This is a genomic window from Sphingomonas sp. (assembly GCF_036402235.1).
Classification (GTDB): Bacteria; Pseudomonadota; Alphaproteobacteria; order Sphingomonadales; family Sphingomonadaceae; genus Sphingomonas.
The window spans coordinates 18,984-45,007 of the sequence record NZ_DASWTG010000026.1 but is presented as its reverse complement, the minus strand read 5'-3'; the positions used below and the strand labels follow the sequence as shown (position 1 = coordinate 45,007).

The 26,024-nt window shown below is 66.3% G+C and carries 19 protein-coding genes and 1 tRNA gene; 6 read left to right on the top strand and 14 right to left on the bottom strand.

Features of this window, described 5'->3' with window-relative positions; genetic code table 11:
- Positions 1-3: 3 nt before the first annotated feature.
- Both VGD28_RS05480 and VGD28_RS05475 read right to left on the bottom strand, forming a co-directional pair.
- Positions 4-315 carry a (2Fe-2S) ferredoxin domain-containing protein gene (locus VGD28_RS05480; protein ID WP_414714471.1) on the bottom strand — a complete coding sequence of 104 codons (312 nt, stop codon included), beginning with the start codon at positions 313-315 and terminating at the stop codon, positions 4-6.
- The gene (locus VGD28_RS05475) at positions 300-836 is read right to left on the bottom strand and encodes a J domain-containing protein (RefSeq protein WP_331027318.1); all 537 of its coding nucleotides are present in this window, start codon (positions 834-836) and stop codon (positions 300-302) included. Before VGD28_RS05475 ends, VGD28_RS05480 begins: the two co-directional genes overlap by 16 nt.
- Positions 837-970: 134 nt before the next feature.
- Here VGD28_RS05475 and VGD28_RS05470 point away from each other — a divergent pair.
- The 6 genes from VGD28_RS05470 (at position 971) to VGD28_RS05445 (ending at position 6,267) form a co-directional block, all read left to right on the top strand.
- Positions 971-1,046: transfer RNA gene (locus VGD28_RS05470), tRNA-Glu, on the top strand.
- Positions 1,047-1,566: 520 nt separating this feature from the next.
- Positions 1,567-2,766 (top strand): NADH-quinone oxidoreductase subunit D, encoded by a 1,200-nt coding sequence (locus VGD28_RS05465; protein ID WP_331027357.1) that lies wholly within the window; start codon positions 1,567-1,569, stop codon positions 2,764-2,766.
- A 478-nt stretch (positions 2,767-3,244) separates the two neighbouring features.
- The gene (locus VGD28_RS05460) at positions 3,245-3,823 is read left to right on the top strand and encodes a hypothetical protein (protein ID WP_331027317.1); all 579 of its coding nucleotides are present in this window, start codon (positions 3,245-3,247) and stop codon (positions 3,821-3,823) included.
- A gap of 24 nt (positions 3,824-3,847) precedes the next feature.
- Positions 3,848-4,597 (top strand): SDR family oxidoreductase, encoded by a 750-nt coding sequence (locus tag VGD28_RS05455; protein WP_331027316.1) that lies wholly within the window; start codon positions 3,848-3,850, stop codon positions 4,595-4,597.
- Positions 4,597-5,898: a phage tail tip lysozyme gene (locus VGD28_RS05450; RefSeq protein ID WP_331027315.1), complete on the top strand. Its 1,302-nt coding sequence runs from the start codon at positions 4,597-4,599 to the stop codon at positions 5,896-5,898. The genes VGD28_RS05455 and VGD28_RS05450 overlap by 1 nt, the downstream gene beginning before the upstream one ends.
- A 24-nt stretch (positions 5,899-5,922) precedes the next feature.
- Positions 5,923-6,267, top strand: coding sequence for a hypothetical protein (locus tag VGD28_RS05445; RefSeq protein WP_331027314.1), 345 nt, complete (start codon positions 5,923-5,925; stop codon positions 6,265-6,267).
- Here the strand turns inward: VGD28_RS05445 and VGD28_RS05440 are convergent.
- From VGD28_RS05440 to VGD28_RS05385, 12 genes are all read right to left on the bottom strand, one after another.
- Positions 6,261-6,662 (bottom strand): hypothetical protein, encoded by a 402-nt coding sequence (locus tag VGD28_RS05440; protein WP_331027313.1) that lies wholly within the window; start codon positions 6,660-6,662, stop codon positions 6,261-6,263. The genes VGD28_RS05445 and VGD28_RS05440 overlap by 7 nt on opposite strands.
- A gap of 144 nt (positions 6,663-6,806) precedes the next feature.
- The gene (locus VGD28_RS05435) at positions 6,807-8,261 is read right to left on the bottom strand and encodes a hypothetical protein (RefSeq protein WP_331027312.1); all 1,455 of its coding nucleotides are present in this window, start codon (positions 8,259-8,261) and stop codon (positions 6,807-6,809) included.
- Between the two features lie 67 nt (positions 8,262-8,328).
- Positions 8,329-11,109 carry a TonB-dependent receptor gene (locus VGD28_RS05430; RefSeq protein WP_331027311.1) on the bottom strand — a complete coding sequence of 927 codons (2,781 nt, stop codon included), beginning with the start codon at positions 11,107-11,109 and terminating at the stop codon, positions 8,329-8,331.
- 159 nt (positions 11,110-11,268) lie between these two features.
- Positions 11,269-12,777 carry a glycoside hydrolase family 32 protein gene (locus tag VGD28_RS05425; RefSeq protein ID WP_331027310.1) on the bottom strand — a complete coding sequence of 503 codons (1,509 nt, stop codon included), beginning with the start codon at positions 12,775-12,777 and terminating at the stop codon, positions 11,269-11,271.
- A complete protein-coding gene (locus VGD28_RS05420) occupies positions 12,774-14,150 on the bottom strand; it encodes a sugar porter family MFS transporter (protein ID WP_331027309.1) in 1,377 nt (458 codons plus the stop codon). The genes VGD28_RS05425 and VGD28_RS05420 overlap by 4 nt, the downstream gene beginning before the upstream one ends.
- A complete protein-coding gene (locus VGD28_RS05415) occupies positions 14,143-15,117 on the bottom strand; it encodes an ROK family protein (protein WP_331027308.1) in 975 nt (324 codons plus the stop codon). Before VGD28_RS05415 ends, VGD28_RS05420 begins: the two co-directional genes overlap by 8 nt.
- Positions 15,118-15,298: 181 nt before the next feature.
- On the bottom strand, positions 15,299-16,426 hold the full coding sequence (locus VGD28_RS05410) for an ROK family transcriptional regulator (RefSeq protein WP_331027307.1): 1,128 nt from the start codon (positions 16,424-16,426) through the stop codon (positions 15,299-15,301).
- Between the two features lie 127 nt (positions 16,427-16,553).
- Entirely contained in the window at positions 16,554-18,110 is a 1,557-nt protein-coding gene (locus tag VGD28_RS05405; RefSeq protein WP_331027306.1) for a tryptophan halogenase family protein, read from the bottom strand.
- An 83-nt stretch (positions 18,111-18,193) separates the two neighbouring features.
- Positions 18,194-21,262: a TonB-dependent receptor gene (locus tag VGD28_RS05400; protein ID WP_331027305.1), complete on the bottom strand. Its 3,069-nt coding sequence runs from the start codon at positions 21,260-21,262 to the stop codon at positions 18,194-18,196.
- Between the two features lie 157 nt (positions 21,263-21,419).
- Positions 21,420-22,286, bottom strand: a complete 867-nt coding sequence (locus VGD28_RS05395) for an SMP-30/gluconolactonase/LRE family protein (RefSeq protein ID WP_331027304.1) — start codon at positions 22,284-22,286, stop codon at positions 21,420-21,422.
- Positions 22,287-22,339: 53 nt separating this feature from the next.
- On the bottom strand, positions 22,340-23,680 hold the full coding sequence (locus VGD28_RS05390; RefSeq protein WP_331027303.1) for a gluconate:H+ symporter: 1,341 nt from the start codon (positions 23,678-23,680) through the stop codon (positions 22,340-22,342).
- On the bottom strand, positions 23,677-25,926 hold the full coding sequence (locus VGD28_RS05385; protein ID WP_331027302.1) for a beta-N-acetylhexosaminidase: 2,250 nt from the start codon (positions 25,924-25,926) through the stop codon (positions 23,677-23,679). The genes VGD28_RS05390 and VGD28_RS05385 overlap by 4 nt, the downstream gene beginning before the upstream one ends.
- Positions 25,927-26,024 lie beyond the last annotated feature (98 nt).

Here is a 26,024-nt window from a genome sequence, read left to right as displayed (position 1 = left end):
GCTTCACGCGAGGCCGGCCGCCCGCGCCACCTCATCGAGGTCGGCGCCTTCGGGCACCAGCAGCCATTCGCGGCTCGCCGCGGCATTGACCATCGTCACGGCGCCGCGCGGGCAGACGCCGAGGCATTTGACGTCCACCACGCCCGCTATGGCCTTGCGGCCCTTCGTCAGCCCCAGATGCTTGCGCAGCGCCTTGCCCAGCGGCTGCTTGCCCTTTGGCCCGAACCCGCCGCCAAGCCGTTTCGAACATTTGGCGCAGACCAGAACCGCGCCCGACCAGTTGGAGCGGATATGCGTCTTCAATCCGGCCGCCACTGGCGCCGTTCCTCGGCGGCGCGCAGCACCTCATAGGCCGTCTGGATCGCCTGGAAGCGCTTCGCCGCCTCGGCATCGTTCGGGCGGATATCGGGATGGTTCTCCTTCGCCAGCCGCCGCCACGCGCCGCGCACGCCCTCGAAATCGGCGTCCGGATCGAGCTCGAGCACGTCAAGCGCACGCATCTCGTCGCGCGAGCGGCTGCCATCGCCGGGGCCGGCCCAGGCGTTATGGCGGCTCGCGGTGAAGCCGTCAGCCGTGCGCCGCTCATCAGCCTCGCGCTTGGCGGCCTCCTCGGCGGTCAGCCCCTCGAAATAGTTCCAGTTGCGGTTGTACTCGGCGGCATGCGCCTCGCAGAAATACCAGCGCTCGGGACTGTTGGGCGATTTGGGCGCGGGCCGGTCGCCCGGCTCCTCGCACCCGTCCCGATCGCACAGGCGCACGCGCACGGTTTCGCGCTCGGACCCGTAGGGCCGCCAGCGGGGGAAGCCCCAATCCATCGAACGTGTCGAACGCGCCATCGCCCGCCAGATAGGCGCGGATGGCGGAAATTTCCAGCGCCGCGCGACGCCCTTGGGGACTTCTCGGGGAAGGTCGCGCGCAGCGCTTGACGCCCCCGCCCCCTCCCTGTAGAGGCGCCGCTTCCCGCTCGCACGGCCCCTTCGTCGAGCGGTCTAGGACGTCGCCCTCTCACGGCGAAAACACGGGTTCGAGTCCCGTAGGGGTCACCAGCGATTTCAAATACTTAGCAGAAGATTTCGAGCCCGAGGGCCGATTTGGCCGGAATCTGGCCGGAATACATTCTCGGATTTCGCGGGATATTTCTGGACGCCGAAGTGCGCTCAGGAGCCTGCGCCGTTGGCACCTCGAATCGGCCGACGCATCGCGACATCGCGAAGATTATTGACCAGAATGAGCGTGCCTCTTCGGCCCTTGGCGATCCGGAGTTCGCCGCTCGCGATCAGATGCGGAGCGCCTAAGACCTGTCATGGCGATGGGAGTGGGAAATGCAGACGCAATCGGCTCGACCTCGCACGCCCCTTTCGGCCTCCGCTCCCGTAATATGGCTGCGTGCGTCCCGGCGTCCGTGCTCACGAGCCATTACGCTCCCGGTAGTTTGCGCCCCGCTTCGGACGGTCCAACTCATGTGAGTGTGCGCCAACGATGCATTGGCCACAGCGGCATGGGGGGCCGACGGAGAGATCGATGCCCAATCAGGACGACAAGCCTCACGACCAGGTCACCGCCTATATGCACGGCGGCAAGGAGGCCGAAGACTTCCGCATCGAGAACATGACGGTCAACTTCGGGCCGCAGCACCCTGCCGCGCATGGCGTGCTGCGGCTGGTGCTCGAGCTCGACGGCGAAGTTGTGGAACGAGTCGATCCGCATGTCGGGCTGCTTCACCGCGGGACCGAGAAGTTCACCGAGTACAAGACCTACCTCCAGTCGATCCCCTATTTTGACCGGCTCGATTACTGCTCGCCGATGTGCATGGAGCATAGCTACGTGCTCGCGATCGAGAAGCTGCTCGACCTCGAGGTGCCCCTGCGCGGCCAGTATCTGCGCGTGCTGTTCGCCGAGCTCACGCGCATCATGAACCACCTTCTCAACCTCGGCAGCCACGTCATGGACGTCGGCGCGATGACGCCGAACCTGTGGCTGTTCGAGTTGCGCGAGGACACGATGAACTTCTACGAGCGTGCGTCGGGCGCGCGCATGCACGCCAACTGGTTCCGCCCGGGCGGCGTGCGCGAGGACGTGCCGGTCAAGCTCCTCGTCGATATCGCCGACTGGCTCGACACGCGCCTGCCGCGCCTGTTCGAGGATTCGATCGCGCTGGTCGAGCGCAACCCGATCTTCCTGCAGCGCAACGTCGATATCGGCGCGGTGAGCCGCGACGACGCGGTGCGCTGGGGCTTTTCGGGGCCGTGCCTGCGCGCCTCGGGCATCCCGTGGGACCTGCGCAAGTCGCAGCCCTATGACGTGTACGATCGCATGGAGTTCGACATCCCGGTCGGCAACAAGGGCGACTGCTACGACCGCTTCATGGTGCGCGTCGAGGAAGTTCGGCAATCCGCCAGAATCATGAGCCAGTGCCTGCGCGACATGCCCGGCGGCCTGGTCGCGAACAACGACCGCAAGGTGACGCCGCCCAAGCGCGCCGACATGAAGCAGTCGATGGAAGCGCTGATCCATCACTTCAAGCTCTACACCGAGGGTTTCCACGTCCCGGAAGGCCAAGTCTATGTCGCGACGGAAGCGCCCAAGGGCGAGTTCGGCGTCTATCTGGTCAGCGACGGCAGCAACAAACCCTATCGCTGCAAGATCAGGCCGACGGGCTTCAGCCATCTGCAGGCGATGGACATGATGTGCCGCGGGCACATGCTCGCCGACGTCACCGCGATCCTGGCCTCGATCGACATCGTGTTCGGCGAGGTCGACCGCTAACCACCGCGGAGACTCAGTCGGTGGAGTTCGTGCTTATCGCCAGAGCCTGCTCGCCGCATTGGTCACACACGCGCGGAACCCGTCCGAAATCGGACGTGAGTCCGAACGCGTCCGTGATTGGCCGGACGGCCCTGGGAGTCACCTGCAGCGATGCGGCGAGGCATCGATCGCAGCTCGTCTCGGGGGATCGTTGTTTGATCAGATCGCGGATGCGTGCAGCTAGCATGCGGCACGGGTGTCATCGCCAGCCGCGATTCGCATTTATCTAGGTAAATGTCCCTGACCGTTTCCACCGGATAGCAGCCGTTTACCGGCGGCCGCCATTTCAGAGCTACGCGGAAGATCCGCCCATATTCTCCCTCTCGACGTGCAATTCTCCCATTACCGGAGGACCTTGAGGACGAGTTCCGCGTTAGCCCCGATATCATGTTCCGGCACCGGCTTGGGCCGAGGCGCCGGTCCGCACAGATGATCCGAGGTGCCGATCAACGTGACCGCGCAACTGCCCTTCACCGATCGGGTCGAGATCGGGTCGAAGCTCGACTCGATCCTAAACGATGCGAAGAAACTGCAGTGCCGGTCCCCTGCCCCGGCCCCCGCACCGACGCCGCGTTCCCTTCCGGAGGAATTGCAACTGGCGATGGACGCCCAGGCGGCCGCGCCCCGCGAGGGTACGGCAGCGCCCTTCGCGGCACCGATCCCGGACTCGATCCCGATGACGGGCGAGGAAGACCCGCTGGTCGAGGTGGACAACCCGGACTTCGCGGATATCGTGGCGGAGTTCATGCGCTCGGAGCGCCGCGCTGATGCGGCCGGAGGTGAGTCGGCGCGCACGGGATTGGCGGAAGCGCTGCTGCCGTTCGCAGAAGACACGCCGGACCCCGCCATGCTGGTGGCGGCGATCGAGGCGCCGTTCGCCCGTTTCTCGGCGGCTGTCGGCACCGAACCCGGGCGCGATTTCCATCCTGCCGATCCGGTGCTGCTGCGGGCCGTCGTCACGATCGCGACCGAGGCGCGCGGCGCGTTGACTGGGCATCGCGAAGCGCCACCCGCCTGACGCGGATATCTGGAAGGAAATGCGATGGAATCGACGGTTCTGCACGGCAAGCGCGTGCTGGTGACGGGCGGGGCCGGCGGGGTCGGCCGTGCCGTCGCCGCGCGCATGGTGCAGCAGGGCGCGCGCGTCCTGCTCAGCGACCGCGGCGAGCTCGACCTCCGGCAAGTGACCGAGAGCATCCGAACCTCGGGAGCCGAAGGCGAAATCGAATCCGTCACCGCCGATCTCTCCAACGCGTCAGGTCTCGGCCGGATGTTCGAGCGGGTCGACGACTGGTTGGGCGGACTCGATATCCTCGTCGCGTGCGCCGGCGTCGGCTCGGGCCCGCTGATGGAGATGTCCGAGCCGGACTGGCGCTATGTCATCGAAAGCAACCTGGTGAGCTATGTCGCCTGCACGCAGGGCGCGATCGAGCGAATGCGGGCGCAAGGCAACCGCGACGGCATCGTCATCCTGGTGGGATCGATCAGCGTCCACATCAAGGCGGTCGGCGAAAGCGTCTACAACGCGTCGAAGGGCGGCGTCGCGTCCTTCGCTGAGACGCTGCGCAAGGAGATGATCCCCGACGGCATCCGCGTCACCTTGATCGAGCCCGGCGCGATCGGCTCGGCGATGCAGCCCTATTCCGCGGCGGAACGCGCGCAACAGATCGCCGAGCACAAGATGCTGCCGCCCGAACAGGTGGCCGAGGCGATCCTGTTCGCCGCCACCCGCCCGCCCGGCATCGATGTCGTGACGCTCCGCATCGAGCCGCTCGACCAGAAGATCTACTGATGGCGCGCAGCCGGGAGTTCCTCGTCGGCACCTACGACCGTGGCGGCGGGGGTGGCCTCTATCCGCTCTCGCGCTCGCCCGCCGGCGCATGGAGCGTTGGCGAACCGTGGCGTGAGGCGCGCAACGCCTCGTTCGGCGTGCGCTCGCGGCGCTTCGGCCTCGACTATCTGGTGGACGAGATGGCCGGCACGATCGTCGCGTGCGACGCGATGGTGCGGCGCGTGTCGGCACGGGTTTCCTCGGGCGGCGAGCAGCCCTGCCATCTCGCGCTCGACGAAGCCAACAACCGCCTCGCCTGCGCGAATTATGGGGATGGGACGCTGGCGATCTCCGGCGAGATGCTCACCATCCCCGGCGGCGGATCCCGCGGCGCGGGGTCTTCGGAAGGCGTCGACGGCCCCGCGGGCACCCCGGGCGGCGGCACGGGCAACGTCTATGACGTCGCGCGCCAGTATCTCGGCCGCAACGCGTCGGACCTCAAGACCGACACGTCCGACGACCTGCCGATGAACCCCAACGTCCCCAACAATGTCTGCTGCGCCAACTTCGTGTCGGGCGTGCTGATCGAGGCGGGGGTGATGGATTCGTCGCTGCGCACCGACTCGGTCGCTCAGCTCAACAGCAACGTGCGCAACGCCGGCTGGACTCAGGTCGATCCGTCCCAGGCTAAGCCCGGCGACGTCGTGATCATCCAGGGCGGCGGCGTCTCGCATACCGAGATCTATGCCGGCAACGGCCGCATGATCGGATCGAACAACGCCAATGCCGATGGCAGCCAGCGCATCACGGAGAACAACCTCTCCTGGGCGCTCGACCATGGCGCGGTGATCCTGCGCGCGCCGGGCGGCGCCAACAATGGCGGCGCGCGCCCCGAGGGCACCAATGGCGCCGACCGCCCCGCCCCGACGGGCGAGGGCACCCGCCAGCAGCGCATCGACCAGGCGATCGCCTATTTCGAGGGCCAGGGCTGGACTCGCGCCCAGGCCGTCGGGATCGTCGCGAACCTCGATGCCGAGAGCGGCATGGATCCCAACATCAACCAGATCGGCGGCGGACCCGGCTATGGCCTCGCGCAATGGGAAGGGCCGCGCCAGGCCGATTTCCGCGCCTGGGCCGGCAAGGACATCCGCCAGTCGAGCTTCGCCGAGCAACTCCAGTTCATCCAGTGGGAGCTCAACAATACCGAAGCCGCGGCGGGACGCGCGCTGCGCGGTGCGGACGATCCGGGCGAAGCGGCCTCGATCGTCACCCGCCGCTACGAGCGCCGCGCCGACCGGGCGCGCGACATCTGGAACCGTTGACGCCACCCACGGTTCAGCCGCTGCATGAAGTGGATCATTGCCCCGTTCGTCGCACTGGCCGGGCTGGCACCCGCCGCGGTGCCGGCCCAGCAGTCCGAGCGGGTGCGCTGCGTGCTCGACGACGGTCGGCCCCAGCCGTGCAGCATGTCGATCGTGACGCGCGGCGGCGTGCGCCACATGACCTTCCGGCTCGGCAAGCGGCAGGTGAAGTTCGTCGGCCGCGCGCAGACCGGCTGGTGGTCAGGCCGGCTCGACGGCAAGCCCGCAATGGGCTTCGAGCGCAATCGCGGCCATGTCGTCTTCAGCACCAACGACCTCAGCCGCAGCTTCGCCTGGTTCTATCCGGGCAGCGAGCACGGCACCTATTGAGCGGCGTCGAACGCGAACAGCGTCGCCGGCACGCCATATTTGGCAGGCCAGCCCTCCCACGCCGCATCGGTCGGGCCGATCGCTGCCTCGACCACGCGCCAGCCGCCCTCGCTCTTGCGCAGCAGGGCGGCATAGCTGCGCGAGACATAGCCCTGCCGCGCCGCCTCGGCCTTGCGCGTGCCGCCATAGTCGAACGGCATACCGCCCGCCTGCTGCATGTCGGCGAACAGAAACGCCCAGCCCCCCTGGCGGTTGAGCTGGCGGACCACGAACACCGGCGGTTTGCCCAGCTCCTCCACCACCGGAATCCGGGAAGCATCCAGGATCGCATTGCGCTCGACGCTATCCACGGTCTCCATCGTCCCCGCCGCGATCATCAGTGCCGTCCATAGCATCGTGCCACCAATTGGCTTTCGTGTTGCTACGCGAACAAATGCTACCCGCGCTGAATGTTCCCATGTCTTGGCGGAGGCGGAGACGAATCCAGCCATTCTGCCAGCTCCCCCGAGCATGAATAGGACACCGCCAAGGCGGCAAGCTCACTTCGTGCGCACTTCGCCATCAAGCGCCACGAAGCCCCCATCCGAGTAGAATGCTGGCACCGTGCCGCTCACGCCATAATAGCGGAAGCTCAGCGCGCGGAAGCGATTGATGTAGAGCACGCCGAAGCCCTGCCGCGGATCGAGCAGCAGATCGATGCGATAACGACCGTCCGCGCTGGCGGGGAAAGCCACCCGGGGCGCGTCGGCGGTACGGCTGCCGACGACGAATCGCGCTTGCTGGGCGGCCGGATCGATCTCGGCGAGGGCTGCGATGGCGCCGCTTTTGGTGAAGCGGATGCCGAACCTGCCCCCCGGCCGCACGGCCAGGCCGGCGGTGATCCGGGTCCCCTTGCCGATCGGATCGGCCGCGGGGGCCGCGGTTGATAGCCGGCCTGCAAGGACGTTGAACTGCCGCGCGACCGGATCGGCGATGTCGACCGCAAGCGCACCGTCGACAGTGCGGCGGATCGCATGCGCGACCAGATCGCCGCCCCATTCGAGCTCCGCATCGTCACGCTTGTCGCGGCGATGGGCGATCCAGCCGAACAGCAACCGGTTCGGACCTGCGCCCGCGGTCTTGCCGGCATAGAAGCCGCGCCCGTCCAATGCATCGAACGCGCCATAGGCATAGGGACCGGCGGAGGTTGCCGCCCTTAGGTAGCGGGTCTGGCGAGACGCGTCGCGCTGATCCGAATAGAGCAGGAACCAGTCCGGCCCTTCCCGGAACAGGTCGGGCACCTCGAGGTTGAGCGGAGAAGGCTCGGCGTAGAGCGGCGGAGCTGCGGTCCAGCGGTCGAGATCGGGCGAGGTATAGAGGCCGATCGCCGCCTGCCCGCTCTTGCGCGTGGTGAGCAGCATCCACCACGCCTTCGCCTCGTCGTTCCAAAAGACGAACGGGTCGCGGAAATCCCAGCGATCATAATCGGGAAGCCCGGAAAAGCGCGGCGTTGTGAGCTTCGTCCACGGTCCCGCGAGACCGGGCGCGTGCGACGCCATCACGATCTCCTTCGGGTTCCCGTCCGGAAGATGGCCGGTGTAGAAGATGCGATAGCCGCCGGCGGGATCGGCAACCACGCTGCCGCTGCCGGTCCAGTAATCGGGAGCGCCGGCGGGGCCGACTGGAACCGCCTCGACCGGGGCCGACCACGCGGTGAGATCAGCAGACGAAGAGACCCGCCAGGGATGACGGCCCTCGTTCTGCAGATAGAAGACGTGGTAGCGCCCGTCCTGATGGAAGGGATTTGGATCGCCGATCCCCTGCGCTTCCAGCCCGAAGAATATGGGGGCAGCGGTTGCGGCTGGATCAGGCGATGGCGAAGCGGCGGGGGTCGGCGCGGGGATCGTGACGCTCGGCCCAGTCTCCACTTCCGGCAGGGATTGCCCGCAAGCCGAAATGAAGGGAACGCCAAGGAGGGTCAGCGGCGTCAATACGCGCGCGCAGAGGATACGCATCGTCAAACTCCCGGACAGAGTAGCGACAGGGTTCCCGCCGATGCGCAGGCACCGGCGGGATCGGAGGTCACATCTTGAAGCGCAGGCCGAGGCTGAAATACCGCCCCTCAACGCGCAGATCGCGCGGGAAGTACTGGCTCTCGTTATAGTAGCGGTAGTTGTTGAACGGCTCGCCAAGGAGGTTGCTGACGTTGCCGACCAGCGTGAAGCCGGGCGTCAGGTCATAGGACACCGAGAAGTCGAGCCGCGAGATCGGGCGAGTCAGCTCGCCCGCATATTGCACCTCATTGGTGGTGCGGTTGTAGCTCGTCACGAACTCTGACCGGCGGTTGTACGAAAGCCGGGCCGAAATGCCGTGCTTCTCGTAGAAGCCCGTCAGATTGTACGCCCAGGTCGAAAGGCCGGTGAGCTTCACCTGACGCGCGCCTTCTCCCAGCGCCAGCGGCAACGCATTCGTGCCGTCGAGATAGGTGACGTTGGCTTGCGCGCCGAAGCCCGATAGCCAGCCCGGCAGGAAGTCGAAGAAGGTCTGGACCGACGCCTCGACGCCCTTGATGCGGCCCTTGCCTGCGTTCTCCGGCCGGTTGATCTGGATGCGGCCATAGACCGGGTCGATCACATCGCGGGTATAGTTGCTGATGAAGCCGTCGAGATCGCGATAGAAGGCCGCGATCGACGCCGATCCGTTCTTCGAGAAATAATATTCGAGCGTCGCGTCGTAGTTCTTCGAGGTCAGCGGCTTGAGCTCGGGATTGCCGCCACTGCCGAACGCCGCATAGAGCGGCGGCGAGCCGTCCGGCCCTGGGCTGTTGCGGGTAATGTTGAGCGAGGGGTTGAGCTGCCCGAAGCCCGGACGCGTTCGCGTCTCGGTAAAGGCGAGGCGCATCTGCCACTGCGACCCGAAGCGGAAGCGCGACAGGAACGAGGGCAGGATATCGACATAGTTCTGCCGCGCGTCGCGCTTCACCGGCTGGCCGTCGACGCGCGAATAGCCCGAATAGACACCATCGGTGTTGACGACGCGGACGCCCAGCGTGCCGTCGACCTGAACCCCGCCCAGATCGAACGCATATTTGCCCTGCAGATAGGCGGCATAGCTCGATTCCTTGGCGCTGAACCCGTTGAACGGGTCGAACGGGATTTCCGCCGTGGCGAACTTGCCCAGCGCCTCGCGGATGCCGCCGTCGTTGGGAAACAGCATCACCAGTTGCTGCAGCGAGGCGTAGGAGAGCTGGCGCAGCGCCTCGGCATTGTCGCGGATCGACTGGCGCGGCGCGGCGAGCCAGTTCTGGAAGCGCTGCGGATCGCCGCGATAGCCGTCGGTGATCATCTCGAGCGCGCCGGTCGGCAGGCTGTCGAGGCGAAGACCAAGGCCCGCGGTATAGGCATAGCGGTTATTGTTCTGCGCCATCGACGTGCGATCGGTCGCGCGCACGCCGAACTGGATATTCGGCAGCCAGTCGATATCGGTCTCAAGGTCCAGATCGAGGCGACCCTGATAGCCGTCACCCTTGGTCACGAAGTCGCGCTGATAATAGCCGCGCCACAGCGTGTTCGCCGGGTTGGCGATGTCGTAGCCGCCCAGATCGAAGATCGCCGAGCCGCGCACGTCCCAGTCGACGTTGATCGTCGGCGCGGTCGCGAGCTGCGCATCGACGCTGTCCTCACGCGCCTGATATTTGCTGTGCGTATAGGCGAAATCACCCGAGAGCGTGGCGCGGCCCGTCTTCCACTTGAACCCCACCGCGCCCTGATAGGTGTCGGTGCTGTCGTCCTGCGTCGAGCGGAAGAATTCCGGGACGTAGCCGCCGGTCTTGGTGAAGCTCTGCGCCTTCAATGGCTCGCCCGGAACGAGCACGACGTTGGAGATCGTCGGCAGCACACCGCTGGCGCTGCGCCGCTCGAAATTGACGTTGAACGCGTCGCGCATCACGTCGCCGCGATAGGCCTGCCACAGACCCTCGGCATAGATTTCGAGGTCGGGCGTGGGTCGCCACTGGATCGTGCCGTTGATCGCAGGGCGATGCCGGACGCCCTTCTCATAGAAATTGCCGGCATTGGCGGGAAAGCGGAAGTTGCCGACGCCGGGCGTCGTGACGGGGATATCGTCGCCGGAATCGCCGGTGTTGAACCCCTGCGGGCTGATCACTGCCGAGTCCGCATAGCGATCGGCGTTGCGATAGGTGGTGCGGACATAGCTGAAGTTGATCAGCGCGCCGATCTCGCCCACCGGCGTCTCCCAGCGTTTGGTCAGCAGCAGATTGCCCGCCGGGTCGAACGCCTGCGACTGATCGTTGTACGAGCCGCGGATCTCCCCCGCGATCTGAGTATCCTTGACGTCGAACGGGCGGCGCGAGCGGAGGTTGACCAGGCCGGCGAGGCCCGGCTCGATCAGGTCGGCGGTGCCCGACTTGTAGACCTCGATCCCCGCGGCGACGCCAGCGGGGAAATCCTGCAAGTGCAGCTTGCGGTCGTCGGCAGTGAAGAATTCGCGGCTGTTGAAGGTGGTTGAGACGTCAGGCAGGCCGCGCACCAGAATGTCGCCAGCCTCGTCATTGTAGCGAAGCACGGTCACGCCGGTGACGCGCGCGATCGATTCAGCGGCGTTGTTGTCGGGCAGCTTGCCGATGTCCTCCGACACGATCGCGTCGACGATCGAGTCCGAATTGCGCTTGATCGCCGCCACCGAGCCGAGCGCCGCTCGATAGCCGGTCACGACAATGTCGTTCGCCGCGGGCTCCTCGGTCTCGGGCTTCGTGTCGGCCGCGTCCTGCGCCGCGGCCGGGGTAGCGATCATCAGCGCCGCGAGCGAGGCGGTGGCCAGAAATCCGATCATCTTCTCAGTCATCCAGATTCTCCCTGTTCGTCTTTTGTGTTCCGTCGAATCCCGCCCGGCGCCGGCACGCACCTTCCCCGCGCTGGCGGCGCAATGCCGGCAGCGTGCCGATGGGTTCCGGGATGTTCAGCGCCGCGCGCACGGCGTTAGGTCAGCGTATCCGCGATCGCTTCATTTAGGGTTCCCCATGCTGCGCATCGGCCAGGCAGTGAGGTTCATCACCGCCTGGCCGCCTCGCGCCGTCGCGCTCCACGTCAGCGCGCCGCCGCCGCGGTAGAAACGGTCGGTGATCGTCTGCCGGCCATCGTTGACGAACACCTCGACGATCGATTCATCGGCGAGGACGCGCAGCTTCACCTTGCGGCTCTTGAGATCGACCGGCGCGACATGGCGGTTGGCGAAGCCGTCATGGAAATGCGGGCCGGATCGGGTGCGGTCGACGAACACCTCGTTCGCCGTGGGATTGACCCCGATCCGCGTCTGCCACCCCTGCCCGTCCGTCAGCGCGATCGACACCTGATTGGCGGTGCCGGTGTCGAGCTCAAGCTCGATATCGGTCTTTCCGCCCTCGATCGGCAGCGGGACCGGCGTTTCCGACAGCACCAGCGCCGAGGCACGCCGCGGCGTACCGCGAAGCGCTTCCAGCTCGCGCACCGGCGCCTGGAGGATGTGATAGCCCTCCCTCGTCTTGCGCAGCGCCACGGTGCGCGCCACCGTCATGATCCCGCGCGCCGGCCAGGTCGGGATCCATTCGGCATAGCGCCAGTCATTGGCCCAGCCCATCCACACGCGGCGGGGATCGCCCTTGGGCATGTCGCTCCACGAGATGGTGGCGTAGAAATCCGCGCCATAGTCCATCCATTGCGGCGCGCCGGGCCAGCCCGGCACCGGCGTGAACTTTTCGCCATCGAAATCGCCGACGAAATACTGCCCGCCCGATCCGCCGCCAACGGCGTTGTCGCCGAGGTTGATGCTGAGCACCCAGCGCGTCTCGCCCGGCGTGCCGCCCTCGACCGGCAGCTCGAACAGATCAGGACACTCCCAGAACTTGCCGCGCCCGCCGGCGGGGCCGAAGCTGCTGCGATGCGTCCAGTCCTTGAGGTTGGGCGAAGTGTAGATCTCTGCGGTGTTCGCCGCCGCCTTGAGCACCACCATCACCCAGCGCTTGGTGGGTTCGTGCCAGAATATCTTGGGATCGCGGAAGTGCTTTTCGTTGCCGGCATTCAGCACCTCGCCATGGATGGTAAAGGTGCGCCCGCGGTCGTTGCTGTAGGCAAGATACTGGGACTGCCGCTCCGTCTTGGGGTTGTGTCCGGTATAGATGGCGATCATCGGCGGCTTGCCGTTCTTGCCGAAGCCGGTGGTGTTGTTCCAGTCGATGACGGCGGTTCCGGAGAACGCCATCACGTCCGTCTCGGGGATCGCGACCGGAAGCTCTTCCCAATTCACCAGGTCGCGGCTGACCGCATGACCCCAGCTCATATGGCCCCAGCGATCGCCGTGCGGGTTGTACTGGTAGAACAGGTGGTACTCGCCGTCATAATAGACGAGGCCATTGGGATCGTTCATCCAGTTCTGCGCCGGGCCATAGTGATAGCCGGGCCGCACATCAGCCTGCTGCGCCGGAGCCGCCGTGGCGAGCGCCGCGGTCGCCGCGAGGAGGATGGCCAGCTTCTTCATGCGCGCACGCTCCCCAGGTTCATGTCTTCCAATGCGATGCCGTTGGTTTCGGGCATGAACTTCCACGTCCACACGAGCTGGAGCAGCATCATCGCACCGAAGAAGGCGAACACCCATCCGCCGACGCTGGCAGCGAAGACCGGGAACGCCCAGGTGATCGCAGCCGCCATCACCCAATGGGTGGTGCTGCCCAGTGCCTGTCCCTTGCCGCGCACCGCGCTAGGGAAGACTTCGGAGATGAACACCCAGATCACAGCGCCCTGCGACATCGCGAACGCCGCGATGAAGCCGAGCAGGCCGAACAGGATCAGCGTGCCGTCGGGATAGGCGCTTTCGAGCTGCCAGCCGACCAGCAGCAGGGTCGCGGCGCAGATCACCGATCCGGCAAAGAGCAGCGGCCTGCGCCCGAACCGGTCGATCAGGAACAGCGCGGCGACGGTGAAGACGAGGTTGGTGCCGCCCACCGCGATCGACTGAAGCAGCGCGCTGTCGGCGCCGGCGCCGGCAAGCTCGAAGATGCGCGGGGCATAATAGAGCAACGCATTGATGCCCGAGAGCTGGTTGAACATCGCGATCGCGATGGCGCACGCCACGGGTGTGAAATGGCTGCGCCGGAACAGGCGCGGCTTGCCCGCGGCTTCCTCGCGCGCTTCGGCCAGTTCGATGCGGGCGAGCTCGGCGCGGGGATCGGCGAAGCCGAGGCGCTTCATCACGCCCTTTGCGCGATCGGCCTGCCCGTGGATCGCCAGCCAGCGCGGGCTTTCGGGCAGCAGCAGCGTGACCGCAAGGAAGATCGCCGATGGCACCGCGACGATGCCGAACATCCAGCGCCACGCGACATCGTGCGAAACCAGCCCAGCAATGATGTAGTTGGACAGGAAGGCGATCAGGATGCCGAGCACGATGTTGAGCTGGTTCATCGCGACGAGGCGCCCGCGGAACCGCGCGGGCGAGACCTCCGCGATATAGATCGGCGTCACCACCGATGCCGCACCGATCGCGAGCCCCCCCATGAAGCGGAAGACGAGGAAGGTGTCGAGATCGGGCGCGAGACCGGTGCCGAGCGACGAGACGACATAGGCGATCGCCACCGTCAGCATCACCGCCTTGCGTCCATACCGGTCCGCCGGCGCACCTGCGACCAGCGAGCCCAGCACAGTGCCGATCAGCGCGGAGGCGACGGTGAAGCCGAGCATCGCGTCGGTCAGCCCGAACTGCGCCTGCAACGCCTGGGTGGCGCCGGAGATGACCGCCGTGTCGAAGCCGAACAGCAAGCCGCCGAGCGCGGCGCCGGTTGCACTGAGGACGATCGCGACGGTAGCGCGCGCTTCCTCATCGGGCGCTCCGGCGAAGGAAGCGGACACGCTATTCATTTGCGAACTCCGTGATCGAAGGGGCGATGAGCGAGCCCGTGGCTGCCCAGTGCATTGGCCACTGGCGGGTGACGATGCGGTATGCGAGGGCGAAGGCGCCGGTGAGACCCGCCGAGGGTCCGGCCGTTGGCGGAACGACATATTCGTCCATGTCGAGGCTGCGCATGCTGGCGTCGTAGCCGGCGAGCTTGGCTACCAGCGCGCGGCGCACGCGGGCATGCATGAGATGCGATTCCATGACTCCCCCGCCCAGGATGATGCGGTCGGGTCGGACGATATAGGTGAGCGTCGCGCACAGCCCGGCGAGATAATCGGCCTCGATATCCCAGCCGGGATGGTTGACCGGCAGCGTCTCCGCCGCGGCGCCCCAGCGCGCCTTCATCGCAGGGCCGCACGCCAGTCCTTCAAGGCAATCGCCATGGAACGGGCAGATGCCGGGGAAGTCATGGTCGCCGGGCGCGCGCGGCAGGCGGATATGCCCCGCCTCGGGATGGTTCGCGCCGCCATGCGGAGCGCCGCCCACCAGCAAACCGACGCCGATCCCGGTGCCGACGGTCACATAGCAGAAGGTGTCGAGTCCGCGCCCGCTGCCGAACAACCGCTCGCCCACCGCGGCGCAGTTGACGTCGGTGTCGAGCACCATCGGCGCGTCGATCGTCTGACGGAAATGGCCGAGCAGGTCGACGTCCTGCCAGCCCGCCTTGGGCGTCGAGGTGATCGAGCCATAGTCGGGCGCAATCGGGTTGAGCGACAGCGGCCCGAAGCTGCCGACCGAGAAGGCCGAGAGCGCTCCGTGGCGAGCGATGCTCTCAGCGAAGAAGGCCGTGGCAGCGCTCAGCGTTTCCGCGGGCGTCGTCGTCGGGATGCGGGCCTGCGCCAGCACCGTGCCGTTACGGTCGGCGATGCCGCAGAGGAACTTGGTGCCGCCCGCTTCGACGGCGCCGATCAGGAAGGGTTCGTCCGCCACTATGCGCGGTCCGCAACCAGGCGCAGCGCGTCGTTCGCGAGTCGCCTGTACGTATCGATGACGCAATGCCCTGCCATACCTCTCCCCACGAATCCGGGCGCGATTTCGCGCTCCGATAGACTAAATCTACTAAGGTGATTTAGTCGCGTCAACGAGGAAAATTTACAGCTTCGTTAGGTGATTATCCTTCTTCAATCGCCGGAGGCTTCACCAGAGCGGCAAGATCGGGCGAGTAGCTGGCGTGCAGCGGAAGCAGTCCGGCGCCGGTCGCGGCGGCGGCGTCGCCCAAAGTTCCCTGACGCACCAGCGGGACGAAGAAGTCAGGCGGCACGTCGCTGCGCAGGCGGCGTTCGAGCCCCGCGGCGATCGTGCCGAGCATCGGCCCCGGCAAGGCGCCGTCGACCACCACCGCCTCCAGATCGAGCAGGCTGTTGGCGCCGACGATCGCGAAATGCAGGGCGTCGCAGCAGCGCTCGACCCAGGCGGCGCGCTCGGCGTCGCCCTCCGCCGGAAGCGTGTAGAGCGAGGCGTGGTGGACCAGATAGTCGCTGCCCCCGCCGGCGCAGACGGGCATCGAAGCCAGCGCGCCGGCGTTGCCGTGGCGGCCCTGGACGACCTTTCCGCCAAGAACCAGCCCGCCGCCGACGAAGGTGCCGAGATTGACGCAAAGGAAATCCTGAAGGTCGAGGCCCGCACCGCAGAGCAATTGCGCGAGCGTGGCGGCGTTGCCGTCATTCTCGAAATAGACCGGCCAGGCGATCCCCTCGCGCAGCCGCGCCTCCACGGCGGGATCGCGCCACTCGCTCGCCTGATCCTCCGAAACCCCGGTCTCCTCGCGCCATTCGCCGAGGAACCACGGCATCGCGAGGCCGACGCCGAGAAACGCGTCGTCGTCGGTGTCCGGCGCCGAGGGCTGAAGCGCCTTTGTGAATCGGTCGATCTCGTGCAGCACCGCATCGACCGCGGGAAACGCGACGGCGATCCGCTCGACCGCCTTGAGCTCGCCGTCAAAGCCGAGCATCGCGAGCGTCAATCCGCTTCGCCCGACCTCTACCCCCACGGTGTAGCCGCGCTCGCCGTTGATGCGATAGATCGTTGCGGGCTGCCCCATGCCGCCGGTGCGTTTGCCGGCCTGAGTGAGAAAGCCCTCCGCCTCGAGTTCATCGACGATCCGGACCACCGCCTGTGCCGACAGCGCCGTCGCGCGGGCAAGCTCGGCCTTGGAAGCACCGTTCATCCGCCGTACCGCAGAGAGGATCAGCCGTTCGTTGTAGCGCCGCATGCCGCTCGCATTGGTCCCTCTGCGCATGGCGTGCATCGATCACGGTTCCCGGCTGTTTCGAGATGGCCGCCACCCATAGGAGGCGCGACCGCGCCGCGCCACCTCAATACGCGAAAGGGAACGCGCAGACACGCGCCTGCCGGCGCTCAAGGCTTTACCGGGCGAATTGCCGCGGCATACCCGTCTGGCGCTGCGGCAGCTGCGTGGCGAATGCATGCCCCGGCACGCCGAGGCGGACCGTGTCGCCGATCGCCGCGCGCATGCGTTCAAAGGTCGAGCGCAGTTCAGCGACATCGAACTGATCGGCGCGGATGCTGTAGCGGCGTGGATACAGGTCGAACCCCGCATACATGCTGAGCCAGCTGGGGTCCTGGAACGTCTCCCATTCGTAGCGCACCAGCTCGCCCTGCGCGCGCCACGCATCGATCTTCGCCTGCAGCGCTTCGGGCAGCTCCATGGTCCGCATCCGGTCCCACAACGGCTCGCCCAAACGCCGGTTCAGGCAATAATGGAGCAGCAGGAAATCGCGGATGCGCTCGAATTCGAGCCGCGACTGGCGATCGAACAGCGTTGCCAGCGCGGGGTCGAAGCCGCGATCCGGGAATAGCCGGACGAGGCGCTCGAGACCCGACTGGATGAGGGTGATGCTGGTCGATTCCAGCGGCTCCAGAAACCCGCCGGCGAGGCCGATCGCCACGACATTGCCCTTCCAGAACCTGTCGCGATGGCCCGGCGTGAAGCGGATGCGCCGCGCTTCGCCGAGCGCGGCCCCCTCGATATTGGCCCGCAGGACCGCCTCTGCCGCATCGTCCTCGATATGGTCGGAACAATAGACATAGCCGTTGCCGATGCGGTGCCGCAGCGGGATGTGCCATTGCCAGCCCGCCGCGCGCGCGGTCGAGGTCGTCACCGGGCGATAGGCATCGACCGGCTCGCAGCCGAGCGCGATCGCGCGGTCGCAAGGCAGCCATTTGCGCCAGTCGATGAACGGCACGCCCATTGCCTCGCCGATCAGCAGGCCGCGAAAGCCCGAACAGTCGATCCAAAGATCCGCCGCCACGCGGCGCCCGTCGGCGAGTTTCACCGCGCGCACCCGCCCGTTCTGCGGGTCCTGCTCGACGGCCTCGATCCGCCCGTCGAGATGCGTGACGCCCCCCGACAGCGACAGATCGCGGAGCACCGTGGCGAATTTGGATGCGTCGAAATGCAACGCGAAATCGAAGACGCCCAGATCGCTGCCGGGCCGCTCGGGCGGTGCGAGGAACCGGTCGTGCTCGGCGAGCTGGGTGCACAGGCAATAGTCCGCCAGCGGCACCTCATGCCCTGCGGCGCGCAGCTTGAGCCAATAGTGATGGAACGGGACGCCCCGCGCCGGCACGCCATAGAGGCCGAACGGATGATAGAAACGGTGCCCCGGCTCGGCCCAGTCGGCGAAATGGATGCCGAGCTTGATCGTCCCCTCGGTCGCGTCGAGCACCTCTGCCTCGGTCAGGCCCACGGCTTTCAGGAAATCGCGGATCGCCGGCACCGTCGCCTCGCCGACCCCAACGGTGCCGATCTCCGAGCTGTCGATCAGCGTGATGTCGAGATTGGCGTGGGCAAGCGTGCGCGCGAGGTAGCTCGCGGCCATCCAGCCCGCGGTCCCGCCGCCGACGATCGCGATGCTGCGGATCGCATCGCCACCTCCCTGTCCCGCCGCGGTGTTGGCCATCCTCTTCAATTCCTGTCGTACGAACGAAAAATGCCCGCCGAACGCTCTGCGATCGGCAGGCAGTGAGGAGTCACGTCTGGGGATCAGAACTTGGCGCGGACGCCTGCGACGAAGCGCCGCTCGTAGATCTGGTCCCAACCGACCTGGTCTTCCCAGGTCAGGTAATAGCGCTCATGCTCGCCGGTCAGGTTCGACGCCTGGCCATAGATGGTGAAGTTGTCCGTCACGTCGAAGGCGATCGACGCATCGAAATAGTTGGTCGGGCGCTGATAGACCGAAAGCCCGGCGATCCCGCTCCAGTTCTGGGTTTCCAGGCGCTTCGAGCGGTAGTTGTAGGCGATGCGCGCCGAGAACGGGCCATATTCATACCACAGGGCCGCATTGACCTGGTGCTTCGAATTGTCCTGAAACGGTTGCTTGTTGCCGGCCAGGTCCACGCCGCCCGCATCGCCGAGCGACAGCGTGTAGTTGGCATCGATGCCGAAGCCGCCGAGCCATCCGTCGACGCCATAGTCGACCAGCGCCTGGCGGGCCGAGAATTCGAGTCCCTTGAGCGTACCGCCGGCACCCTGGGTGATCGTGTTCACCGGCAGCGCGGGGTTGCGGACGACCCCATCATTGTCGGGAATGTCGCCGCGCAGGATGGTCGTGTTGACGATGAAGCTGTCGACCGAGAGGTAGAACGCGCCCGCCGCCAGCATGCTCGAGCGGCCGGTATAGAGCTCGAGGCTGGCCTCGACATTGCTCGACCGCCACGGATCCAGGTCCGGATTGCCGCGCTGCTGTGCCGACTGGGCACGGAAGATCGGCGGGTTTACCGTGGTGTCGATCGCATAGCCGACGTTCAAGCCGCCGCCCCATTGCAGGAAGTCGAGCAGCGTCATCGTCTTGGCGTAGGATGCGCGGAACTTGAGCTTGTCGCTCAGGTCGAACGCGACGTTGAACGCGGGCAGGAAGTCGGTGAACTCGCGATCGGTGTACAGGTCGCCCGCATCCACGCCGGACACGCCATAGGCCTGCGGCACGCCGACGATGTTCTGGCGCACGCGGAACTTGGTGTTGACCACGCGGACGCCGCCATTGGCGCGGAACGGGATTCCGAAGGCTTCGCCCTCACCGTTGATCTGCACATAGCCCGCGATCTGTCGCAGGTTCATGTCGAACGAGTCGGCCGGGTTCACGTTGTTCTTGTTGCCCGGGTAGAACTTGTTCTGGAACGCTTCCGCGTCATCCATCGCACGCGGATCGAGCACCCAGATATTGGGCACGCCGGCCGCTGGCATCGCGTACTGCTTCACCTGGCCACCGAAGATCGGATCGGTGCCCGGACGGACGAAGCCCGCGGTGTAGGCGCGGCCCGACGCATCGAGCACCGAGCAGCTCGGGTTGTTGAGGTTGACGTCGAACGCCTTCCACTTGACGAGGCAGCCGCCCGCCGGATTGGCCGGATTGTCGGTGTTGCCGACATAATATGGCGAGACGCGCTCGAACACGAACTGCTCGACCGAGCGCTCGCTGTAGCGGGCGCCGGCGCTGATGCCGATGCCGCTGTCGGACTCCCACTCAACGTCGCCGCGGACCGTCCAGATGTCGCCGTTGCGATATTCGTTGCCCTCGGACGAAATCGTCTTCAGCGCATATTTGCTGAGGTCCTTCGCCTGGTTGAGGAAGTTGGTCGGGAAGGTGAAGCCGAGCGCCCCGCTGGAATAGTCGAGGATCGCCTTCTGGCTGTAGACGCGATAGCCGCCCGGGTTGAAGGCGCGATCGCCGCCCTGGCTCGCAGGATAATGGCCCACGCCCGAATAGGCCCATTGGAAGCCGTCGGTCATGTTGAACTGCAGATAGCTCTGGTCGAGCTCGCGGCTGGCCTTGCCATAGATGCCGCGCAGCGAGGCTTTCAGCCCCTCGCCATCGTCATAGTCGAGCTGCAGGTTGTAGTTCTGCGACTCCGACTTGATGCGGAAGGTTTCCGCATAGCTGTCGAAGTTCGGCATGTCATATTCATAGGTCTGCACGGTGTGAATGTTGTACTGACGCCCGCCGATCGGTGCGCTCAGCGCGCCGGTGTTGCGCGATTTGGTCGGGCGGTAGGGCGACGACATCCAGTCGACATTCTGGAACTGGAAGCCCGCGGTGCGGTCATACTGGGTCTGCTTGGTGTAGAAGGCGTCCGCGGTCAGCTTGAGCGTATCGCTCAGCTCGAATTGCAGCGAGAGGTTGCCGCCGAGCCGCTCGCGCGAGGTGATGCGGTTCCACACGGTGTGCGATTGCGCTGTGATGTACGCGTCGTCGGCATCGCCGTCGCCGTTCATGTCGAATCCGGTGATCACGCCGGCGCCGTTGCGCACTGGCGTGCCGCGGCTTACCCCGTTGTTGCCCACCGCAAAGTCGCCCTGCGATCCGGCCGCCTGCTGCGCGGCGCTGAGCCCTTCTTCGCTGAGGCCTACGCCGTAGTTCTGGATGCCGCGATAGCTGTTGGACAGATCGACCTTGCTGTACGCCGCCGAGACGAGGATGCCGAAGCGGCCCGAATTGTACGAGATCAGGCCGTTGAACGACGGGTTCCACTTCTTGGTCTCATCGCCATATTGTGCTTCCGCGGCAGCGGAGACCGTTAGTCCCTTGGGCAGGCTGAACGGGCGGCGCGTGAGCAGATCGACGGTGCCCGAAAGACCGCTTTGCTGGAGCGAGGCGGTCGGCGACTTGTAAACGGTTGCGCCGGCGAACAGCTGCGAAGGGATGTCGGTGAAGTTCGGCTGGACGGTGGTGACCGAGTTGGCGCCGAGGAATTCCTCACCGTTGAGAAGAGTGGTCACCTGCGGAAGGCCGCGGATATTGATTCGGCCACCCTCGCCCGCCTCGCGACGGATCTGGATGCCGGGGATGCGCTGGAGCGAATCGGAGATGGTGCGGTCGGGCAACTTGCCGATATCCTCGGCGCTGATCGCATCGACGACGCTGTCCGCCTCGCGCTTCACGTCGATTGCACGCGCCTGCGATGCGCGGATGCCGGTGACAAGGATTTCATCTTCCTGCCCGACGGCCGGCTCCGCCGCGTCCTGCTGCGCGTGCGCGATGCCGGAAATGCCTAGCGCCGCAGCGGATACAGCTGCCAGCAACACCGAGCGTGCACCAACCTTCCGAATCGACATACCCTTCTCCCTGTTTCGCGGCAGACCAACGCGTCTCCACAGCCGCCTTGCTGCTCATCGCAAGATCGTGAGGACATTCAATACATATATGAGACCAATAGTCAAATGGTATGAGACCAGTTGATCAATGGTATTATATATTACGGGACGCGTAACCTTAACGGCTCGATCGACGGCGCAGCGGGTGCTGCTTGCCGCCATGCTCGCGCCCTGGAACTGCGCTGTGAAAGGTCTCGATCGCACCGCGATCCTGCAGCGTCACATAGGCGGTTCGCCCGTCCCGGCCGCCGAATGCGATGTTACTCGGCAGCCGCCCTTTCAGGCGTACCTCGCGCAGGATCGCGCCGTCTGACGCGAGCACGGCGACTGTGCCGGCACCATGACGCGTGACATAGAGGTTGCCCTCGCGGTCGCAGCGCATCCCGTCGAGGCCGTGGTCCGCAAAGCGCGCGAAGAGCCGCTTGCCCGATATCCCGCCCCCCGCGCCGAGATCATAGGCCCAGATGCGCCGCTGCACGCTTTCCGCGACGTAGAGGCGGCCGCCGTCCGGGCTCACCTCGATCCCGTTCGTGGTGCCCATCCCGTCCTCCAGAATGCTGGCCTGCCCTTGGCGGTCGATCCGCCAGATGCGGCCGCTTCCCGTCCGCCAGTCCGGGTCGCTCGCATAGACCGTACCGTCGGGCGCTATCGCGATGTCGTTCGGCTGATGAGCGCCCGGCAGATCGGCATAGACCGAGACCTTCCCGCCGGCGTCCACGGCGAGGATGCGGTGCCCCTTATAGTCCGCAACGAGCATCCGGCTGTCGGCAGCAAAGCGGATGCCGTTGCCGACGCTCCCTGCGGGAAGGGTGGCGAACAGCGTTGCACGCCCCTCCGCTACCCGCCCGATCGTGCCCTCACGCGCGAAATTGACCAGGTAGAGCGCACCGTCGGGGCCAGTGGCGGGGCCTTCTATGCCGCTGGTGAACACGCCGTCCCCGACATAGTCCCGTGCGATATAGTCGGTCTGACCCGAGCGCTGCATGGTGGCGCACCCGGTCAGCAGGAGCAACGCCGCCAGCGCAGACCCCGTCCGCCTCACAGCATCGCACTCAGCGCGAGGGTCAGCAGCAATGCGACGATCGAGATCAGCGTCTCGCACACCGTCCAGGTCTTGAAGGTCTGCGACAGGGTGAGTCCGAAATAGGTCTTCACCAGCCAGAAGCCGCCATCGTTGACGTGGGAGAGGATCAGCGATCCGGCGCCGGTCGCCAACACGAGCAGTTCGGGCGAGATCCCGCTTCCCGCAGCAACCGGCGCGACGATCCCCGCCGCGGTCGCCATCGCCACCGTCGCGGAGCCGGTCGCGATCCGCATCATCGCGGCGACCAGCCAGGCGAGTACCAGCAGCGGCACCTGAACCGACTGCGCCATGCCGACCACCGAGGCGGAGACCCCCGCTTCCATCAGGATTTTCCCGAACCCCGCGCCCGCGCCGACGATCAGCGTGATCAGCGCGGTGGGCGCGAGGCAGTCCTCGAGGAAGCGGCCGATCGATTCGCGGTCGAAGCCAAGCGCGCTGCCAAAGGTGACGAAGCTCAGCAACAGGCCAGCGAGCAACGCGCTGACCGGATGCCCGGAAAAGCGGATCGCGTCGTTGACCAGGCTGCCCTTCGCCGCGAACAGATCGGCCCAGCTACCCATCAGCATCAGCGCCACCGGGAGCAGGATCGTCGCGACCGTGATCCCGAACCCCGGCAATTCGCGCGAGACCTTCCGCTCGGTCAGCGCTTCGGCCATCGGATTCACCCCCTCGACGATCACATGGCGATCGATCAGCGTGGCGAAGACCGGCCCCGCAAGCGCCGCGGTCGGGATGCCGACGATCAATGCGTAGAGCACGGTGAGGCCGATATCCGCCTTGTACGCCCCCACCGCAAGCAACGCCGCTGGGTGCGGCGGGATCAGGCCGTGCACCACCGAAAGCCCGGCGACCATCGGCAGGCCCACCTTCAGGATCGACGTCCCGGTCCGCATCGCGACGGTGAAGACGATCGGCATCAGCAGCACGAAACCGACCTCGAAGAACACCGGCAGGCCGACGATGAACGCAGCCGCCATCATCGCCCAATGCACCTTGGCGGGGCCGAACCAGCCGATCATTGTCTGCGCGATCCGCTCGGCACCGCCCGATTCGGCCATCAGCTTGCCCATCATCGTACCCAGCCCGACGACCAGCGCGATATGGCCGAGTGCGTTGCCGACGCCAGCCTCATAGATCGCCAGCAGCTTGTCGAGCGGCAGCCCCGCCGCCGCGCCCAATGCCAGCGAGGTGACGAGCAGCGCGATGAACGGATTGAGCTTCAGCCTGGCGATCAGGAAGATCAGCCCGCCGACCGAGGCGAGGCCGAGCAGGACGAGGAAAACGTCGCGGCTCATCGCGCGGCCTTCTCGCGCAGCGCGACCGACTTGATCGTCCAGAGCGGGTTGTTGCCGTTGCCGGTAAAGGTCATGCACAGATCCTGCGCACCCTTTTGCGGCGCGACCGGCACCGACAGCCGGGTGAGCGCGGGACCCGTGACCTGTGCGAGCGAGACCCAACCGATCCGCTCGCCCGTGCAGCCGGCGCGGATCTCCAGCTCGCCGGCTGGGGTGGCGGGCTTGGGGCGCGGCGCGATGGCGCGGCCGTTGTTGAGCTGGAAGTTGTACGGCACCTGCCCGACCTCGACCTCGACCGCGGTCACCGCATCCATCGGAGCGGCTTCATAGATCCAGCACGGCTCGAGGATGTTGACGAGGAAGTCGGCGCGCGGCCCTTCGACGGGCGCGTCGTCGATCAGCGCGAGCGAGTGGGAGGCGCTGCAGGCCTTGAGCTCGCGATCGTCGCGGCGCAGCGCGGCGGTGCGGTCATAGCGTCTGTCTACCGCACCCGGCAGTTGCTTGCCGCCGCGAAACGCGACCGCACGGAGCCGCGTGGGGAACGCCACCTCAACCGGCCCGGCATAGAGACGCGATTTCACGTCCGGCGCGCTGCCGTCGGTGGTGTAGCGGATTTCCGACTTCACCTGCGTCTTCACCTCGACCGTTGCGCTGTTCGCGGCGACCGAGCGGACGCGCGCGAAGGGGATGAACGCGCTTTCGGCGGGCTTCAACCCCATCGCCTTGATGCGATCGATCTGCGGGATCAGACGCTCAACGAACCCGTCGAAATCGCGACCCTTGCCCAGCCAGGCGACCTCGGCCAGCGCCGACAACCGCGGGAATATCATGTAGCCAGCACGTTCGTCGCCGCGGATATGCTCGCTGAACATCGTCGACTGGATGCCGAGGATATGCCGCTGCTGCTCGACAGTCAGCGACGGGGGCAGCGGGTCGAAGCGATAGATGTCCTCCAGCGTGTTCGGCTTGCCGCGCCCCGGCCCCTCCGCCGCCGTGCTGCCCTGGACGTGATCGAAATAGAGGTCCGGCGACGGCGCCAGCACCGTATCGTGCCCCGCCTGCGCCGCGAGTACGGCGCCCTTGATGCCGCGCCACGACATCACCGTCGCGTTGGGCGCGAGGCCGCCGTCGATGATTTCGTCCCATCCGATCAGCTTGCGGCCGCGCGCGGTGAGCAGCTTCTCGACCCGCTTCATGAACCAGGATTGCACCGCATGCGCATCGGCCAGGCCCAGCTCGCGCATCCGTTTCTGCACCGCCGGGGAGCGCTCCCATTCGGTCGCCACCACCTCGTCCCCGCCGACGTGGATATAGGCCGAGGGGAACAGCTCGGTCACCTCGGCGAAGATGTCGTCGAGGAAGGTGAAGGTCGGCTCCTCGATGTTGAACAACCAGGTGTAGACGCCCCAATCCGAATGGATGCCGTCGGGCACCGGCCCGCTGTTGCCCAATTCGGGATAGGCGCGGATCACCGACAGCACATGACCCGGCATCTCTATCTCGGGCACGATCGTGATGTTGCGTGCCGCGGCATAGGCGACGATCTCGCGGATCTGCGCCTTGGTATAGAAGCCGCCGGTGCGCGGCAGCGGCGGCGCACCGGGTGCGCTCGCGGGGATGCGCCATGCGCCGATCTCGGTCAGCCTGGGATATTTATCGATCTCGATCCGCCAGCCCTGATCGTCGACCAGATGCCAATGCAGCGTGTTGAGCTTGTGCGCGGCCATCGCGTCGATCAGTTTCTTGACGAACTCGGGTGATTGGAAGTGGCGCGCGCTGTCGAGCATGAAGCCGCGCCATTTGAAGCGCGGGGCGTCCGAGACAGTAACCGCCGGCGCCTCGCCGCCGGGCGCGGTCGCCAGCTGCCACAGCGTGACCGCGCCGTGGAACAGCCCGGCATCGTCGCTCGCGCCGATCACCGCGCCGGTCGCCGAGCTGGTCAGGCGATAGCCTTCGCTGGGCAGGCCCGCGATGCGCTCGAACCGCACGGTCGGCGCGCCGTTGCCCGGCTGTGCCGGAAGGCCCAGCCGCTCGTTCAGCCAGGCCGCGGCCTTCTCCGCACCCGAATCGCCCGAGGGAGTATGGACCGCCAGGCCATCAGCGAGACGAAAGCCTTTGCCGGTCACGGCAACCTCAACTGGCTGGGGGAGCAGCGGCGGCGCCTGTTGCGCCTGTGCCGGCGCGATCAAGGCGATCGCCGCCGCGACCTCCGCAAGAAAACTCCGCGCGCCCACTGATGCCGCCATGCCCACTCTCCTGTACATATCCAATTTAATACCTTTCATGCCCATATGCTTGAGCATGCAGTATGAAACGGCCCCACACCGGGCATTAAGCGAGGCTT